This is a genomic window from Peribacillus psychrosaccharolyticus ATCC 23296, assembly GCF_000305495.1.
Lineage (GTDB): Bacteria > Bacillota > Bacilli > Bacillales > DSM-1321 > Peribacillus > Peribacillus psychrosaccharolyticus.
In genome coordinates, this window is sequence record NZ_AJTN02000234.1 from 12,751 (window position 1) to 30,785 (window position 18,035).

Consider the following 18,035-nt stretch of genomic DNA (forward strand, 5'->3'; position numbering starts at 1 on the left):
ATGTTTCGTCTAACGATAGAAATTCACCCCATTAAAGTGTTAAAATAAGTAGTAGTTAAAAAGGGGGCACTATAAACATGGAGCATTTACTTAACCCACTCGTAAAAAAAGTTGAAATCTCAGGAATTAGAAAATTTTATAACTTGGTGTCTGGAAACCAGAATATGATTTCATTAACCATAGGTCAGCCTGACTTTCCTACTCCTGATCATATTAAAACAGCTGCTAAACAAGCCATTGATGATAATTATACCGTGTATACGCATAATGCAGGCGATATTGAGCTGAGAAAAGCCGTTTCAGCATATATTTCAGGGAAATATCAGCTGCAGTATGACCCTGACCAAGAAATTATTGTGACCAGCGGTGCTAGTGAAGCCATTGATATCACGTTCCGGACAATTTTGACACCAGGAGTTGAGGTCATTTTGCCTGGGCCTGTATATCCTGGATACGAACCTATTATTAAGATGTGCGGTGCAACGCCGATATATGCTGATATAACACAAACTGGTTTCCGAATGACAGCTGATATTATCGAAGAGTTACTCACACCAAATACGCGCTGTATTGTGCTTCCTTATCCTTCTAATCCAACAGGAGTAACACTTACTGCTGAGGAATTGCAGGATATTGCAGCTCTCATTAAGGATAAAGAGATTTTCATTCTTGCAGATGAGATCTATAGTGAACTCGTTTATGAAAAAAAACATACCTCCATTGCGTCGTACCTTAGACAGCAGACAATTGTTTTAAATGGTTTGTCAAAGTCCCATTCCATGACAGGCTGGCGAATTGGTTTTTTATTTGCCCCTGCTGTGATTGCTCAAGAAATTCTCAAAGTACATCAATATAATGTTACCTGTGCTTCATCCGTTTCACAAAGTGCCGCTCTAGCTGCAGTTACCGATGGTTACGATGATGCCACACCAATGAAAATGGAGTACGCTAAACGACGAGACTATGTATATAATCGGCTTCTCGATATGAACCTAACTGTTATCAAGCCCGATGGAGCTTTTTACTTCTTCATTCAATTACCAGAAGGTTTCAACACATCACTCTCATTTTGTCTCGAGTTAGTGGAAAAAGCAGGCGTAGCAGTTGTTCCAGGCAATGCCTTTTCTGAGCTTGGGGAAGGGTATTTCCGTTTATCTTATGCGTACTCTATGGATACACTTATAGAAGCAATGAACCGTATGGAAACATTTCTTTCTAACAAGACTAAATAATAAAAAGATGAAGACGAGCTTAAGCAGTATCAAGCTCGTCTTTCTTTTTTAGTATGACCAGTGCTTTAAAATCGCTTGTGTACCACTGCTTTCTTCTCCTGCTTCTGCAAGCTCTTCATATAGCGACTTTGCCAGCTTCAATCCCGGAACATCCATCTGCATTTTTTCTGCTTCTTCAAGGGCTATCCCCATATCCTTAATGAAGTGTTTTATATAAAATCCGGGAGCAAAATCTCCTTTAATCATTCTAGGAGCAAGGTTGGATAGTGACCAGCTTCCTGCAGCTCCTGCTGAAATACTCTGTAATACTCTTTCCGGATCAAGACCTGCTTTTTTTGCATAGACGACTGCCTCAGCAACCCCAATCATGTTCGAAGCAATCGCAATTTGATTACACATCTTTGTGTGTTGACCAGCCCCAGCTTCACCTTGATAGATAATATTTGTACCAAAGATCTCTAAAATACTTCTAATATCTTCAAAGTCATCTTTCGAACCCCCGGCCATAATCGTTAACTTACGCTCTCTTGCCCCAATATCTCCACCAGAAACGGGGGCATCAAGTGCCTTCACCCCTGCATCAAGTGCCTTCTCATAGATTTTCACAGCTAAAGAGGGGGTTGAGGTGGTCATATCAATAACATATTTAGTCCTTCCAGTATCCTTTAAAATTCCTTTTTCACCTAAATAGATTTCCTCAACATCTTTTGGATATCCAACCATTGAAATGATTACATCTGCCTGCTGTGCAAGCTCCTCAGGTGAAACCGCCCATTTCGCTCCATTTTCCAGCAGATCTTGAGCCTTTTCTTTGGATCTTGTATATACGATGAGTTGGAATCCTGCATCCAAGATATGCCGGGACATACTGTTCCCCATCACGCCTGTACCGATAAAACCAATTATTGTTTTTTCTTTTATGATCCTCACGTATTTCACTCCTGTTTTTTACTTTTTTAGTTTATCCATGAGTCATATTGACCTGACATTACCACCATCAACCAAGAAGGATTGACCTGTGACATAGGAATTTGCATCTGAAAGCAAGAATGCTGCAAACTTAGCAAACTCTTCTGGTTGACCATATCGTTTCAATGGTATTTTTGCGCTTACTTGTTTCTCTACTTCTTCAATTGTCATTCCCTGTTTATCCGCGGCAATGGCATCTAATTGTGCCAGCCGATCTGTAGCAATACGACCAGGTGCAAGAGTATTAATCATAATATCAGGTGCTAATTCAACAGCAAGTGTCTTTGCTAGGCCAACAACCGCAGTTCTAAAGGTATTCGATAAAATTAAACCCGGCAGAGGTTCCTTTATCGCAGACGACGCAATATTTATGATTCTCCCTCCATCCTTACGCAAATAAGGAAGGCTTGCCCGAATGACTCTAATATAACTCAATAAATTAAGTTCATACGATTTTTGCCAATCTTCATCCGTCATTTCACTAAACAATCCACTTGGCGGACCCCCAGAGTTATTCACGAGAATCTCAAATCCACCAAACTCCTCAACTGTTTGTTTAACCAAAGCTTCTACCTGATCCGCCTTTGTAATATCCACTGTTTTAAAAGACACTCTCCCGCCTAAACCGGTTAATTCCTTTTGCACTGCCGCGAGTTTCTCTTCATTTCTGCTCGCCAGCATAACATCTGCACCTTCCTTAAGCAATTCAGCAGCAATTGCTTTTCCAAGACCTTGACTAGAAGCAATAACAAGCGCACGTTTATTACGTAAACCTAAATCCATTGTTCCTCCTCCATTTCTTTACCGAATGATTACATAATTATAGCTTATCTCAATTAAATTTTAAGCGAAAAATCAGACAATGTTAAGCATACTTTTCTAAAATTGGATTTTTTGTGACTATTTGTATTTTTTATTTCTATCTTGTGTAAAACGATGTATGTTAGAAACAAAGTATGTTTATGAAAGGGTGAAGAAGATGTTTCTATACTATTTACTAGGCATATGTATGTTTGGATTTATTGGCCTTTTTACCCCTGAACTTCTTAAGAAAAATTAAGTTATATTTTCTTTCCTCAAAAAAAAACCGGCTTATCCTTACTTAGCCGGTTAAAAAGGGGGAAAATGAGAATGTCAGCTGCTTTTACCATACTAAAACAACTGTGCTTGCTCTATTAATACCCACTGTTACATGCTCTAAACATTTTGTTGAAAATAAATATAAAGAACCCAATCAACATTCGTTGATTGGGTTTTTACCTTTAATTAAACTTAGCAACTGCATCTTCAACAGCGGCTTTAACAGCATCATTGGTATCCATAGCTAATACAGATACAGCTAATGATTCCATCTCTGATTGTGACAATTTAGTAATCAGTGAGCGAGCCTTCAGAATTGATGTTGCACTCATAGAGAACTCATCAAGTCCAAGACCTAATAACAACGGAATCGCAACTTCATCCCCTGCCATTTCACCGCACATACCTGCCCATTTTCCTTCTTTATGAGCTGCATCAACAACCATCTTGACCAAACGTAAAATAGCTGGATTGTATGGTTGATACAGGTAAGAAACCTGCTCGTTCATTCTATCCGCTGCCATTGTATATTGTATCAAGTCATTTGTACCGATACTAAAGAAATCTACTTCTTTAGCAAAAGTATCAGCCATTACAGCCGTTGAAGGAATTTCAACCATGATTCCCACTTCGATATGATCTGAAACAGACACACCATTTTTTAGAAGCTCTTGCTTTTCTTCTTCAAGAATGGCTTTAGCCTGACGGAACTCACCAAGCGTTGCAATCATAGGGAACATAATCTTCAAGTTTCCAAACGAACTTGCTCTAAGAAGAGCACGAAGTTGTGTACGGAATATTTCCTGTTCTTCAAGGCATAAGCGAATTGCACGATGGCCAAGGAAAGGATTCATTTCTTTCGGTAAGTTCAGGTATGGAAGTTCCTTATCTCCACCGATATCAAGTGTACGTACAACAACTGGCTTTCCTGAAAGACCTTCTAACACAGCCTTATAAGCTTCGAATTGTTCATCTTCCGTTGGAAGCTGATCGCGGCCCATATACAAGAATTCAGTACGATAAAGGCCTACACCTTCACCGCCATTTTGAATAACACCGGTTATATCTTTAGGTGTTCCGATATTAGCAACCAATTCAACTTGTTTGCCGTCAACAGAAATAGTTGGCTCATTTACAAGTTTAGCCCATTCAGCTTTTTGTGCTTCATACGCTGTATACTTATCTTCATAGCGCTTTACTAATTCTGGAGTAGGATTAATATGAACGACCCCTGTTAATCCATCAACAATGACTAAATCACCGTTCTGAATTTCTGCTGTTGCTGCTTTTGTTCCAACCACTGCAGGAATTTCCATAGAACGAGCCATAATTGCTGAGTGAGAAGTTCTTCCACCTACATCAGTAGTAAAACCTTTAACAAATTGGCGATTTAGCTGTGCTGTATCAGAAGGAGTTAAATCTTCTGCAATGACGATTACTTCTTCTGCAATCATGCTAGGATTAGGAATTTGAACGCCTAATAAGTGTGCAAGGACACGCTTAGTAACGTCACGAATATCAGCTGCACGCTCCCGCATATATTCATTGTCCATTTGTTCAAACATCATAACAAACATATCTGCTGTTTCTTTAAGAGCAAACTCGGCATTTATGCTTTCAGTTTTAATTCTATCTTCAATGGGAGTCAAGAGTTCTGGGTCAGATAAAACAAGCAAATGCGCCTCAAAAATAGCTGCTTTATCTGCGCCCAAATCTTTTTCTGCTTTATCTCGGATGCTTTCAAGTTCTTGTTTTGACGTTTCAATGGCTGCTCTGAACCGTGCTTGCTCATCAGCTGGAACTTCTATTGTCCGTTTTGATGTGCTTAATTCTGGTTCAATCAAGCGATACGCTTTAGCAATTGCAATACCATTTGAAGCGGCAATCCCATTTAATAATGATGACATTACTCAGCTAATCCTTCTTTATTCAAAGTATCAGCCAGCGTACGAAGCGCATCCTGCTCGTCACTACCTTCAGCAGTAATTGTAATATCAGCATCTTTACCAATTCCAAGAGACATTACGCCCATAATAGATTTAAGATTTACCTTTTTACCATTAAATTCAAGATTAATATCAGAATCAAATTTACCCGCAGCTTGTACAAGTAGTGTTGCTGGACGAGCATGAATTCCTGTTTCAGCGATTACTTTAAAAGATTTTTCGACCATGTTGATCATTCTCCTTCATAATAAATTAATTGGGTTCTTCTTATAGAAGTCAACTATAGATTAAAAATTACTTAGATTTCCATATGAAGGAATACATTGGAAATGAAAGCATTTACAGTTGACTCATGGCACTAAAATACTACTAACCCCTCTACAGAATAGCATTCCTTGAGTCATCCGACAATTTTTATCTCTTAAAAATGCATGTAAATTTAATTTGTCTTTTTATACTGAATTTTATTACAACTTTATATCATTATACGAAATTCTAGCGCATCTCAATTCTGCTTATCACACATCCAATTGTGCGTGTTTGGTAAAAAAGGCACGGTATCCGAGGATAATAAATAGAATCACCGTTAATGATACACTGCCTAGTATACCAAGCAAAATTGCAATTTGGTATTCAATCGCTACTAATGGGCTGATTCCCGACAGCATTTGCCCTGTCATCATTCCCGGCAGAAAAATAATTCCCATCCCTAACATATTATTGAGTGTTGGCAATACTGCAGAATCAAATGCTTTATCAACATAAATCTTACTTGCTTTGGCCGGTGCAGCACCAAGCATTAACGCTCCTTCAACTTTATCACGATGTCCTTTTAGGTTATCGAGAAGACTTTTTAGAGCTAACGTTATACCAGTCATCGCATTTCCGACAATCATTCCAGCTATCGGGATAAAATAACGGGGTTCATACCATGGCTTAAAGTGAATCACGATACTGTTAAAATACAACAGCGCAAAGAGTGGACCGCATAACATCGAAAGAGCAATTACTCCTTTTATCTTATTGTGCAGCGGGTAACCAGTACTCTTAAAAATAGTATAAATAGAAAATAGCGACATAGCAGCTAAGAATAAAGTCGTGAGCAGGGGATTTGGGTTAGCAAATAGGTATGTCAATACATACCCCGCAAGAACAAGTTGGATCGTCATACGGAAAGTTGCAATAATGATTTGTTTTTCCCGAGCAATCCCCCTCCACCTAACAATAATCAATAAGATTAAGACAAAAAAGTAAGCAGCCATCAATCGCCAAAACTCTATATCTATTATTCCTTGTCCTTCCATATTCATCCCTTCACGGAGCAACTTTTTTTCATGATTATCTGATATTCAGAATAAACGTCCGTCAGTATTTTCGAGTGTGAAATCATGATTGCTGACCCTTCTGTTTTTTGTATAGCTTGAAAAAATCGCTCCATCACCAGTAATTCTGCCTCTTCATCTAGGGCAGAAGTCGGCTCGTCAAGTAAATAAACTTCTGGTTCTAAAAGCAGGAGCCGGGCCAATGCCAAGCGCTGTTTTTCTCCGCCTGAAAGTTTTTGAGCTTCTGTCTTCAATGTCTTTTCCAATAATAATGTTTCCATTACAGCCTTTAACTGATTTGATGATGCTGTTTTTTTTCGGTAAGCTGCAATCCCATCTGTAAGTTATCTTCCACTGTTCCGTCAAAAATTAACGGTGTCTGGGAAAGCATAGACACTTTTCTTCTATGTTCTACTGGGTCGATTTCATCAAGATTTTGGCCTTTATAGATTATTCTCCCGCTTGTCAGATTTGTCATCCTATTCAATAGACGAAGAAGCGTGGTTTTCCCCGTACCACTTGCTCCTACTATGGTTGTTATAACCCCTTCGTTTATTTTCATTTGCTGAATGTTTACAATATCTGAATAAACTACATTTTCCAGCAAAAACACAATCCACATCTCCTTCCCATACTGTTAAGTATAATTTAATTCATAAAATGATAAAACCGCAGGATTAAGCATAACCATAGTTTAAAATAATAATTTATTTCCATATGTATTGCGTTATATTACAATAGATAAAGATTTCAAAATGGAGGAAGAGTTATGAAATACAATCGTGACGAACCATTCCGCTTTACATTCACCCCCCCTATATCAGGATTTTTCAGTATTACACGCTTAAGAGGGGTAAATGGGCAAAGTCGGAAAGGCCAGATGGAACTGCTTGATATTAGTCCGCGCGGTGTTAAATTCCAATCCATCCTTGATATACCCAAGTCAAACGATATGGAGCTAGTCCTAACGTTCTCTATAAATGAGGAAGAATTTATACGTTCTGGGAAAATCGTTTGGAAACAGGAAGGGTATAAAAAGCATACATATGGGGTTATCTTTCATGACGATCCAATTGTTAACAAGCGGATCATTGAAGAATTAAAAAAATATAATAAAAGTAAAAAAATCTAACTCCCTCAACATGCATGTATGCGTACTGGCGGAGTTTTTTATATGGACACTTTCATACCTCAACTCTTTTAAAACGAAAAATCCGGATTCAAACCTTAATTGTTCGAAATCTTGGTTTTCACTCTACAAACCCTCAAATTGCCAAAAAGAACCTGTCCGCAGAGGTATTATTTTAGTTGTAATCACTGGATTGCTCTTTGGCTATTTCATCTATTCTTTTGTACCTTTACTACACCGGGAATAAATGAAATATGCATATTTCAGAAGGCGCACAATATGGAAGAATTTTCTGATATAGTTGAGCAATATACGCCCATGATTAACCGTATTATTCGTTCATTAATGATTTATAAAGATCAAGATGACTATTTTCAAATTGGTTTAATAGCGCTTTGGGATGCTTACTCACTCTATGATCCAGAAAAAGGAAGTTTCCTTTCGATTGCCTATAGCATGGTCAAAGGTCGAATTTTACATGGACTGAGGGATGAAGCAAAAACAAACTTACTCGTATCTCCCTTTGAACCAGGTTCCGGACAAATCGAAGAGACTTTAATAACGGAGGATAAACCCTTACAGCATGAATATCTTCTTGCTTATTGTGAAGGATTAACGGAATCACAAAAAAACTGGGTGCTTTTGACCTTTGATGCACAGTTGTCGATTTCGGAAATTGCTGTTCAACAAAATGTGACGATTGCGGCAGTCAAATCCTGGAGAAGGTCAACACTAAAAAAGCTGAAAACCTCTTTAAATAGTCATTAAACCTGCAGCTTTGTCAGAACAACTGATGTGGGGTGATGGACATTTTGTGCGCTACAGGTCTTTCAGAGGATAAAAAGGCCGTCGAGTATGTCTCGACAGCCTTGGCAGCCATTTTAGTAATGGCTGCTTCTATTAACTTCTTGCCGTATCTGTATACTGATAGATAATTTCAGCATTATGTTCGGCAATCCCTCTGAAATGTTTAAAATCCGGTCGCTTAATTAATAATTGCCGGAAATCCATAAACTGTTCTTTACTCACCTTATATTCGGAGATTTCTTTATTTGCAAGTTGATCCAATATTCGTTCTATTTCTTTGGTTTCCATCAAAGATCCTCCTTTTGATGCGTAGATCCTTATCCAACACTTTTACTATTTTAAGCCATCCTTGAAAGACAAGCAATCCATGCGAATGTCTAAAAAAACAATTTCGGGCTGTAATTAAGGTAAAAATTGCAAGATTATCAATTAAATTCTTTACGTATAGATAAAAATAGTGCAAACTGTATTATAAATTATTTAGTTTCTAGGCTGTATTCAAACGTAAGCTGACTAATCGAATCATTGTCTAGAGTATGTCTTCAAATGATGAGGTACATTTGATCTCATCATCGATAACTTAGAAAATGGAAAAGTAAAGGGTGGTCGAGATGAAAAAGGCTGAAGTGGGAAATATTATTGAATTTCGCGAAGGATTACAAGGTATTGTCGAAAAAGTTAACGAAAATTCGGTAATTGTGGACGTTACCTATATGGAGAATTACCGTGATTACGATTTGGAGCAAAAAACAGTTGTTAATCATAAAAACTATAAAATTATCAAACAATGAAATGATAACGGTTACTAGTTTACTCAACTATTCTTCCCTTTGATAGCAAGTTGAGCGACGTTTTTAGATTCTGCACGATACCAAATAAAAAGAAAAAGTCGCAAAATATGTAACTTTTTCTTTTTATATGCGTCATTATTGTTAAAGCATTCCCCAGAAATCGATTGATTTTAGAGATGCTTTTATTCAGATTCTATGACAACCAATAATATCAAGGGGGAAACAAACATGAGAAAAATCAGTTTTTTATTTACAGGCGCGTTACTGTCAATGATCATTTTAACAGGCTGCGGGACAAGCGATAAAGAGGATACAGCCAATGACTCTAAACCTCAAGAAACTGAAAACAATCCTTCCTCGGAAGAAACCAAGAATGGTTCATCATCCGATTCTAGTAATGAGTCTGATTCATCTGCCGATTCTAATGAGACTGATTCATCAGATACAACGGCTGAAAAAGAGGAAGATGCCACAAAAGAAAAAGTTGAAGATCCTGAGAAAGATAAAGTTAGAATTCTCGAACAAAATATTGACTATAGTGTGAATGGGGAAAGTAAACAAAACACTGCTTTTTTAACCACCAGCGATAATCAGCATTTCACAATGTTTGTATTGCCTGAATATGAACTATCTGCTGAGGAACCGATGAAGGATGTCCTTCTATTATCAGGGAAAGAAGATGTATTCATGAGAATTGAGATTCTCCCTGCTGATATAAACTGGGACGAAACTGAAGAAAATGTAAAAGCCCAGCTTGGCTCCGTCTCAGAGAGTGTAGAAACCTTGAATGCAGGGGAATTTTCACTAACAAACGGTTCGATATTTGAAGCCAAAAACGGTAATGACGTCGTCACCTCCGTTTTAATCAAGGATAAAAGTAATCCTGTTCGTCTTACCTTATTCACAACCAAAGATGAGGATCATCGGGATGCCTTCATTAAAATGGGCAGTACCATTATTAAACAATAATACCAAAAACGGAAGACATACTTGTCTTCCGTTTTTTAATGCATCGGTTTATTTAATTTAGCCAGCCAAATCAAGAATAAAAATAATAAACTGATGTAACCGAATATCGGATATAAATAACTAAGGAGAGTACCATATTCAAATTGACCAATGATAACAGACAGCGTACAGATTAGTAATGTAACCAACAAATTGGGGAGCTTTATATAAGCATTTATTTGCTTCTGCAATCCAAAAATATTGCCGATCACTGAAGTGAATATTTCACAGTAAATAACTAAAATAAAGACCCAGTACAGTCCCGAAGCAGCCTTCTTCATCAGTTCAGCCGTTGGTATTTCATACGTTAATACGTTTGGAAGTGCCAAAAGGGATATATGCCCAGCCAGCAGAATAAGTGTTAAAAACAGCCCTCCCAATACAGCTCCCTCACGTATAACTTTTTCATCCTTAACTTCATAAGCCACCGGTATTAAGATGGCTTGGGCCAAAGCCAAGTTAAACGCTGCATAGGCAAAAGGAGATAATACAGCGTCCATTGATACAGTACTTGGCAAGAAGAGCATACTAGGCTGTATACTGCCATCAGCAAGCGTTAACACACAAAGCATCACACTAAAGAAAATCATAATGGGCACAACGAAAGAGTTAACTAGGAATAACCCCTTTAACCCAAGCATTAAAATAACCGAAGCGCCAATAATGGTTACCGTTACACCAATCAGCCTCGAAAGACCTAATTGCTCTTCAAACACAGCTCCAGCCCCGGAAATCATAACAGCTGTGACACCTATAAGCATAACAAGAAAGAAAATATTAACGATAGGCGCTAATCTTCTCCCAAATAAAAAACGATTAAATTCTTCGTACGTCCGTGCTTGAGCACGTGCCGATAAGATCATCATCTTTGTTCCCGTATAAATAAATATATATCCGGCAATTAATATTCCCAGAAACCCTATAGATCCATATTTAGTAAAAAATTCCGCTATTTCTCTCCCGGTTGCAAACCCCGCACCGACTACCGTTCCTACATAAACTGCAGCAATTTGGAAGGCGCCTGTCCACCTTGCACGCATTAAATCCCCCCTCCTAAAGAGTATATGTGACAGGGAGGACATTTAAGACAGGCTTTCCCTGTTTTGAACGACAAATAGAAGCTGTCCAGAATAGATACAGCTTCTCTTTAACGTTATACTATTTACAGTTTCTTATCATCAATCGAAGATAACCACTTATCAATAACGGCAGTTACTGATTGAACAGCTCCTTCTTCAAATGGTGATACAAGATGTGCGGATTCAACAAGCTCCAAGAAAGACTGACTGCCTCCAAGCTTACATAAACGGATATAATCCTCCCATGCTGTTTCGTCTCCCTCAATTGAACGTTTCCAAAATTGGAAAGCACACAGCTGGGCTAGCGTATAGTCAATATAATAAAACGGTGTAGAATAAATATGACCTTGGCGCTGCCAATATCCGCCGTTTTCAAGAAATTCCAGTCCCTCATAATCACGATCTGGAAGATAGATTTTTTCTATATTTCTCCATGCTTGCTTACGGTCAGCAGGTGATGCTTCAGGATTTTCATAAACGAAATGCTGATATTCATCAACAGCCACTCCATATGGTAAAAAGGTAAGCGCACCGCTTAAATGTGAGAACTTATATTTATCTGTATCTTCTTTAAAAAATAACTCCATCCAAGGCCAGGTTAAAAACTCCATACTCATTGAATGAATCTCAGCAGACTCAAATGTTGGCCAGTAATATTCAGGAACCGTGAATGAACGGCTGCTATAAACTTGGAAAGCATGCCCAGCCTCATGGGTCAGCACGTCAATATCCCCTGAAGTCCCATTGAAATTTGAAAAAATAAAGGGTGCTTGCATATCCTCAATAAACGAGCAATAGCCCCCGCCTTCTTTTCCTTTTTTAGCAACAAGGTCCATCAAGTTATTTTCGATCATAAATTCAAAGAATTCAGCTGTTTCAGGTGACAGCTCCTGGTACATCTTTCTGCCATTTTCAATAATCCAATTTGCATCTCCCTTAGGTACAGCATTGCCTGTTTGAAATTCAAAAGCTTCATCATAATATGTAAGATGGTCAAGATTTAGACGATTGGCTTGGCGTTTCATCAACTTACTAACAAGCGGAACAACTGATTCCTTGATTTGTTTACGATAGTTCGCAACATTTTCAGCATTGTAATCAGTCCGGGCCATTCGATAATACCCTAGTTCAACAAAGTTTTTATATCCTAGTTTCAATGCCATCTCGTGCCGGACCTTTACAAGCTGATCAAAGATATCATCCAACTGCTTTTCATTTTCTTCAAAAAAACCAAAATAAGCATGGCTGGCGCCTTTTCTTATATTCCGATCAGGTGACTCTGTGAAAGGCTGAAGCTGGGCAAGCGTTCTTTCTTCCCCTTCGAAATCTATTTTGGCTGAAGCAATTAGCTGCGAATATTGTGTCGTCAGACGATTTTCTTGCTGAAGTAACGAAATAATTTCCGGTGAAAACGTTTTAAGCTGAGCATCTGCCAAGGCAAATAATTGACTGCCGTACTCCGCTTCTAGTTCATTACGAAAAGCAGAGCTTACTAACGCTTGATAAAACTGTGATTCTAGCTCTTCTAACTCCGGACCTACTTCATCGACATAATCCATTTCCGTTTTGTAAAAAGAATCCGTTGTATCAACTGAGTGTCTAATGGAACAAAGGGCGAACATGCTGTTCACACTATTTCGCAATGTATTTATTTCATTCATCGCTTGTCCCTGAATTTTTGCATTCTCTGCGTCCTTAAACGTATCCAGAGCTTGAGTAAATGACTCTTTCACTTCAGCCAAAACAGGCCGTTTGTATTCAAATGTTTCGAATTTCATTCTATTCACTCCACTCTCTTTATTTACATACAATGCATCATACTAAGTATTCTCTTAAACTAGTGATATCCCTTCTTAGAGATTTAAAGTTTAGTATAAATACCCCGATTTCATTACTTGTGTAACCATCACTAATTCCTTTTTAATGGTCTTTAAATATGCTGAAAGGACTTTGGCTAGTACATACCACTTCCTATCATCAAGAAAATTAATTCCTCTTTTCACCTTACTCTCCCGCAATTGTATTTGGCTATCAATATGATCTATTAAAGTTTGGTTTACTGGTTACTTTTCTTGATTTGATGGCGAATTATCGGCTCCTTTTAAAAAAGACAATAAGATCGGGTAGAATATAGGGGGGTATTTCTTCTCTTTTTTCCCCATTCAAGCCGTTAATCCCGTCTGGAATCCCTTATTCCCGTCTGAGACAGCGTTAATCCCGTCTGGACCCATCATATTCCCGTCTAGAGGCAGCGTATTCCAGTCTGGACACTATTTACAGCCAATAAATACCCCTTGGGGCATATTTATTTCTGTAAAGCCGTACGGACTTTTGCCCGGCTATACTTGCTTAGAGGCTTTCAGCACTTATCCCGTTCGCACGGCAACTATGCTTTTGGCAAGACAACTGGTACACCAGCCGTACGTCCATCCCGGGCCCTCTCGTACTATGGAAAGCTCTTCTCAAATTCCCTAAGCTCACGACGTTGTGAACCCACCTCGCGTACCCTTTAATGGACGAACAGATCAACTACAAATTCTAAGCTTTTCCTTAAAGGCTATGAATGTTGTGAAGAACAAAAAAACCTTCCATAAAGGAAGGTTATTTTTGTTCTTGATCTAAGGCATTGTAGCCAATCTTTTTGATTAGTTCAGTAGCCATTTCTTTTTCTTCAGAAGTCAAAACATTCATAATGTCATCAATTTTCTTTTCGTGGTCTGGGAAGATACTTTCAATAAAGGTTTTGCCCTTTTCAGTGATTTTGGCAAAGGTGACACGTCTGTCATTTTTACAGGCAATTCGCTCAAGAAATTCTTTTTGCTCAAGTTTATCTACTACATACGTAATACTTCCACTGGCAAGGAGTATTTTACCCCCAATTTGCTGAAGCGGCTGTTCTCCTTTATGGTACAGAAGCTCTAGTACTGCAAATTCAGTCGGATTTAATCCTTGTTTTGCAATATATTTATTCACAACATCATTCATTGATCTGTGGGCTCTGGAAAGGACGATAAATAACTTAAGAGATTGCTGGATGCTGTCATTTCCCATTGTTTTCACATCCTTTTTCAAAATATCTCGAATTCAAATTAATTATAATAAAAACACTCTACCTTGTCAATTCACTCCATTAAGGCGCCCTTTTACTGTTTATTTTGATATATAATGGAAAATATCATTATCACTTGTCAGAAAGGAGCAGCATATGGAATCATCGACTACAGCTGCACAACTTCCTTCTAAGACCTCGTATGGAATTCTGATTATTATGGGCATCTGCCACTTACTAAATGATTCACTCCAAGCCGTTGTGCCTGCAATGTTTCCTATTCTTGAAACATCTCTTGGACTCAGTTATACCCAGCTTGGCTTGATTGCTTTTTCATTAAACATGGTAGCTTCCGTTATGCAGCCAATCTTTGGTTGGTACACGGATTCATTTCCTCTTCCATATGCCCTGCCTCTTGGTATGGGAAGTACGCTATGCGGAATGCTCCTATTAGGACTAGCCCCTTCCTATACCGTTATTTTGTTCTCAGTCATGTTGATTGGAGTTGGTTCTGCCATTTTTCACCCGGCAGGATCACGTGTTGCCTTTTTGGCGGGTGGAACAAGGCGAGGGCTTGCTCAATCTATCTATCAAGTTGGCGGGAACACTGGCCAAGCATTGGCACCCTTAATTACCGCAATTATTCTGCTGCCATACGGACAAAAAGGAGCCCTATGGTTTGTACCAGTTGCTTTACTCTCTGTCTTTCTTTTAGTTTTAATCGCTAATTGGTATAAAGGAAGACTATCTTCCTTTCTAATAAGAAAAAAGTTACTGAACAACAGACAAAAAAGCCTAAACAAAGAATATACAAAGCGTTAGGTATTGTCCTCTTTTTGATCTTTGCGAGATCATGGTATATATCTTGTATGACTAACTTCTATGCGTTTTATCTGATTCACGATTATCATTTTACCATCCGTTCCTCCCAGCTTTATCTTTTTGCATTTTTGGCTGCTGGAGCTTTAGGAACCTTTTTAGGAGGTCCTTTAGCCGACCGGTTTGGCAGAAAAAATATAATTTTCTTTTCTCTTGCAGGCAGTGCTCCCTTTACAATTATTTTGCCCTATGTATCTGCTTCAGCCGTGATCATCCTCTTATTGTTGGCAGGATTCGTCATAATGACTAGCTTTTCCGTAACGGTTATATACGCTCAAGAACTCTTTCCGGGAAAAGTCGGAACCATGGCTGGGCTAACGGTAGGATTTGCATTTGGCATGGGAGCGGTTGGATCAGTGGCACTTGGTATTGCAGCTGATTTTATAGGTATTGCGTCAACCATTAAATGGATTGGATTTCTGCCTTTGTTAGGTATTTTCACTCTCATGCTTCCTTCTGATACTGTGCTGAAAAGATGGCATCAGGAATGACAAAAAAGGCTGCGTCATCCGCAGCCTTTATCTTTAATAAGTTACGTATTTTTTTCTTCATAAAGTGGGAGACGAATATGAAAGCTGCTCCCTTTGCCTATTTCACTTTCCACTTTAATCATGCCTGAATGTTCTTCGATAATTTTATAACTAACCATAAGCCCCAGACCTGTTCCCCTTTCCTTTGTGGTATAAAAAGGTTCGCCTAGTTTTTTAATTTTTCTTCTGGAATTCCTTGGCCTTCATCTGTTATCGTGATTTGAACTTGGTTAGTCCCCCACCTTCTTGTTTTTACCCGAACAATGCCTCCAGAAGGCATCACTTCAATGGCGTTTTTTAGAATGTTAATGAACACCTGTTTAAGCTGGTTCGCCTCACAAAAAACAGGGAATTCTTTTTCCTCAAAATCACTCTCAAACTGAATATTTTCTAGCAGTGCCTGTGCGCCCATCAATTCAAGTGTTTCTAGCATAATACTATTAATATTTTGACTAAAATAATGTACAGCTTGAGGTTTAGCTAATACTAGAAATTCTGTAATAATGGTCTCGATTCGATTCAGTTCAGTCGTGATCACATGAAAATAAGTACTGAAATCTTCTTTAACACTCGTCTGCAGTAATTGAATAAATCCTTTTACCGCTGTCATCGGGTTTCTTATTTCATGTGCAATTCCTGCGGCGAGTTCTCCCACTACACTCAATGTATCTGATTTACGAATTTGTTCCTGCATGACAAGATTTTCGGTAACATCTCTAATGATTGTAAGGTGCAGACCAGAGTATAAATTTTCTCTGGTTGATATTTCTAAATGTTTCGTTTTACCATTTCTCATCACTAAGGGCATTACGGAAGTTTCTGACCCATTTCGAAAGACCATTTCCAAATGATTTTGTAATGACTTTCTATTTACCGAGTTCTTTTCAACTAGTGAATGAATAGAAATTTGAAGCAACTCCTGCTTTGACAGTTCAAGTATTTTTAAACCGGCTTCATTTATATCGATAAATTCGGACGATTTCCACAGAATCATCCCATCTAAGGAACCTTCAAATATCTTGCGGAATTTTCGTTCACTATCTCTAAGCTCCGTTTCAATCCGCCAGCGTTCACTCACATTCCGAAGGATCGTCAAATTATAGCCTTCATCTCCATGCTTTTTTGATGTTAGTTCAAGGAGTTTAATCTGTTTATTAGGCATTCTAAAAAATAGTTCTCCACGAACTGAGCCTTCTTTTGCAAAATGCTCTAATAATTGTTTGTATTTCTCATCTTTTTTATAAATGTAATGTCCGATTTTTCCACCAATTAAATCTTCCTTGTTGTTTTCGAAAATTTTACAGGCAGCATCATTTACCCTGAAAATAATATTGTTCTTGTCCGAGAAAAGGATGGCATCCATTGATTGTTCTAATAGCTCCTGAGTAATTCGTTCACTTTTCTTAAGCTTCTGTTCCATTATCCGTCTTTCCGTAACATTCCTAAAGATAGACATAAACAATCCATTCATGTTATTTGAGCTGGTTGTATAATCAAAACTTATTACTTTTCCCTTTGAAACCATTTCGACATCGCCTTTATACGAACCTGAATAATGTACATGAAGAATCCCCTTACGCCATTCTTCTATGTACGCAGCAGTGACCAAGGTGTCGATGTTTTTTCCGACAATTTTTCGTTTTTCTAATTGAAGAGCTCGGCAAAAAGCATCATTAATATCCATTACCATCCCACTGCTGTCATAGATTGCAATACAGTCGACTGCCTGATGAAACATATCTTTAAACATTTTCATCGACATTTGTTTCTCCTGTTCCGCTAGATGTTCAGATGTAATGTCTTTTATTTTATATAGCTTATGTCCCTCTATATTAAGCGTCAGAACGATGCATTCAATTGACTTAATCGCACCATCTCTAAGTTGTATCTTCCATTGGTACTTACCTTCTGTATGAGGATAGATATCTTCTCCAGAAAGCGTCGAAGCGACAGCGCCAGTAAACAGGTCGGTTATTTTAGCATCTAATAAATTTTCTTCTGTTTCTTGAAAAAGACTGCATGCCGGTTGATTAACAAAACAAATTTGATTTTCACCATCAGTAAGAATGAACGGTTCAAACGCTTGATCAAAAATCACTTTGTATTGCTGAATAAGGCTCAATAACGTATGATTTTCCTGCTGAATCCGTAGAAAATCTTCAGTTTTTCCCACCATTATATTCATCCCCTAAAATGCTCAATTCATTTCCATAA

At 38.2% G+C, this 18,035-nt stretch carries 17 protein-coding genes and 2 pseudogenes; 6 read left to right on the forward strand and 13 right to left on the reverse strand.

Annotation, left to right across the window (positions count from 1 at the left end):
- Window positions 1-77: 77 nt before the first annotated feature.
- The gene (locus WYK_RS18780) at window positions 78-1,232 is read left to right on the forward strand and encodes an aminotransferase A (RefSeq protein WP_040375984.1); all 1,155 of its coding nucleotides are present in this window, start codon (window positions 78-80) and stop codon (window positions 1,230-1,232) included.
- Between the two features lie 48 nt (window positions 1,233-1,280).
- Here WYK_RS18780 and WYK_RS18785 read toward each other — a convergent pair whose 3' ends face one another.
- From WYK_RS18785 to WYK_RS23470, 7 genes are all read right to left on the reverse strand, one after another.
- Complete coding sequence (locus WYK_RS18785; RefSeq protein ID WP_040376014.1) at window positions 1,281-2,156, reverse strand: NAD(P)-dependent oxidoreductase; 876 nt, start codon at window positions 2,154-2,156, stop codon at window positions 1,281-1,283.
- 48 nt (window positions 2,157-2,204) lie between these two features.
- The gene (locus tag WYK_RS18790) at window positions 2,205-2,984 is read right to left on the reverse strand and encodes an SDR family oxidoreductase (protein ID WP_040375985.1); all 780 of its coding nucleotides are present in this window, start codon (window positions 2,982-2,984) and stop codon (window positions 2,205-2,207) included.
- A gap of 479 nt (window positions 2,985-3,463) precedes the next feature.
- The gene (ptsP, locus tag WYK_RS18795) at window positions 3,464-5,188 is read right to left on the reverse strand and encodes a phosphoenolpyruvate--protein phosphotransferase (protein ID WP_040375986.1); all 1,725 of its coding nucleotides are present in this window, start codon (window positions 5,186-5,188) and stop codon (window positions 3,464-3,466) included.
- Window positions 5,188-5,454 carry a phosphocarrier protein HPr gene (locus WYK_RS18800; RefSeq protein WP_040375987.1) on the reverse strand — a complete coding sequence of 89 codons (267 nt, stop codon included), beginning with the start codon at window positions 5,452-5,454 and terminating at the stop codon, window positions 5,188-5,190. Before WYK_RS18800 ends, ptsP begins: the two co-directional genes overlap by 1 nt.
- 291 nt (window positions 5,455-5,745) lie before the next feature.
- Entirely contained in the window at window positions 5,746-6,531 is a 786-nt protein-coding gene (locus WYK_RS18805) for an ABC transporter permease (protein WP_040375988.1), read from the reverse strand.
- A 2-nt stretch (window positions 6,532-6,533) separates the two neighbouring features.
- A complete protein-coding gene (locus WYK_RS23465) occupies window positions 6,534-6,830 on the reverse strand; it encodes an ATP-binding cassette domain-containing protein (protein WP_051387699.1) in 297 nt (98 codons plus the stop codon).
- 8 nt (window positions 6,831-6,838) lie between these two features.
- Window positions 6,839-7,162, reverse strand: coding sequence for an ATP-binding cassette domain-containing protein (locus WYK_RS23470; RefSeq protein WP_051387700.1), 324 nt, complete (start codon window positions 7,160-7,162; stop codon window positions 6,839-6,841).
- Between the two features lie 156 nt (window positions 7,163-7,318).
- Here WYK_RS23470 and WYK_RS18815 point away from each other — a divergent pair, with 156 nt between their 5' ends.
- Complete coding sequence (locus tag WYK_RS18815) at window positions 7,319-7,681, forward strand: PilZ domain-containing protein (RefSeq protein ID WP_040375989.1); 363 nt, start codon at window positions 7,319-7,321, stop codon at window positions 7,679-7,681.
- Window positions 7,682-7,957: 276 nt separating this feature from the next.
- Entirely contained in the window at window positions 7,958-8,446 is a 489-nt protein-coding gene (locus WYK_RS18820; RefSeq protein WP_040375990.1) for a sigma-70 family RNA polymerase sigma factor, read from the forward strand.
- A 132-nt stretch (window positions 8,447-8,578) separates the two neighbouring features.
- Here the strand turns inward: WYK_RS18820 and WYK_RS18825 are convergent, their stop codons facing one another.
- Window positions 8,579-8,773 carry a hypothetical protein gene (locus tag WYK_RS18825; RefSeq protein WP_040375991.1) on the reverse strand — a complete coding sequence of 65 codons (195 nt, stop codon included), beginning with the start codon at window positions 8,771-8,773 and terminating at the stop codon, window positions 8,579-8,581.
- Between the two features lie 323 nt (window positions 8,774-9,096).
- On the opposite strand from WYK_RS18825, the gene WYK_RS18830 reads away from it, so the two are divergent.
- Both WYK_RS18830 and WYK_RS18835 read left to right on the forward strand, forming a co-directional pair.
- Window positions 9,097-9,276, forward strand: a complete 180-nt coding sequence (locus WYK_RS18830) for a YkvS family protein (RefSeq protein ID WP_040375992.1) — start codon at window positions 9,097-9,099, stop codon at window positions 9,274-9,276.
- A gap of 228 nt (window positions 9,277-9,504) precedes the next feature.
- Window positions 9,505-10,245, forward strand: coding sequence for a hypothetical protein (locus tag WYK_RS18835; protein ID WP_051387702.1), 741 nt, complete (start codon window positions 9,505-9,507; stop codon window positions 10,243-10,245).
- A gap of 35 nt (window positions 10,246-10,280) precedes the next feature.
- Here WYK_RS18835 and WYK_RS18840 read toward each other — a convergent pair whose 3' ends face one another.
- The 4 genes from WYK_RS18840 to WYK_RS18850 form a co-directional block, all read right to left on the reverse strand.
- Window positions 10,281-11,324 carry a YkvI family membrane protein gene (locus WYK_RS18840; protein WP_040375993.1) on the reverse strand — a complete coding sequence of 348 codons (1,044 nt, stop codon included), beginning with the start codon at window positions 11,322-11,324 and terminating at the stop codon, window positions 10,281-10,283.
- Between the two features lie 122 nt (window positions 11,325-11,446).
- Window positions 11,447-13,141: a M3 family oligoendopeptidase gene (locus WYK_RS18845; RefSeq protein ID WP_040375994.1), complete on the reverse strand. Its 1,695-nt coding sequence runs from the start codon at window positions 13,139-13,141 to the stop codon at window positions 11,447-11,449.
- Between the two features lie 90 nt (window positions 13,142-13,231).
- Window positions 13,232-13,366 carry a hypothetical protein gene (locus tag WYK_RS26065; protein WP_268870067.1) on the reverse strand — a complete coding sequence of 45 codons (135 nt, stop codon included), beginning with the start codon at window positions 13,364-13,366 and terminating at the stop codon, window positions 13,232-13,234.
- A gap of 598 nt (window positions 13,367-13,964) precedes the next feature.
- Entirely contained in the window at window positions 13,965-14,414 is a 450-nt protein-coding gene (locus WYK_RS18850) for a MarR family winged helix-turn-helix transcriptional regulator (RefSeq protein ID WP_040375995.1), read from the reverse strand.
- Between the two features lie 154 nt (window positions 14,415-14,568).
- Between WYK_RS18850 and WYK_RS18855 the strand changes: the two are divergent.
- A pseudogene (locus WYK_RS18855) lies at window positions 14,569-15,782 on the forward strand (MFS transporter).
- A gap of 41 nt (window positions 15,783-15,823) precedes the next feature.
- Here WYK_RS18855 and WYK_RS25830 read toward each other — a convergent pair.
- Window positions 15,824-18,006, reverse strand: a pseudogene (locus WYK_RS25830) (PAS domain S-box protein).
- Window positions 18,007-18,035 lie beyond the last annotated feature (29 nt).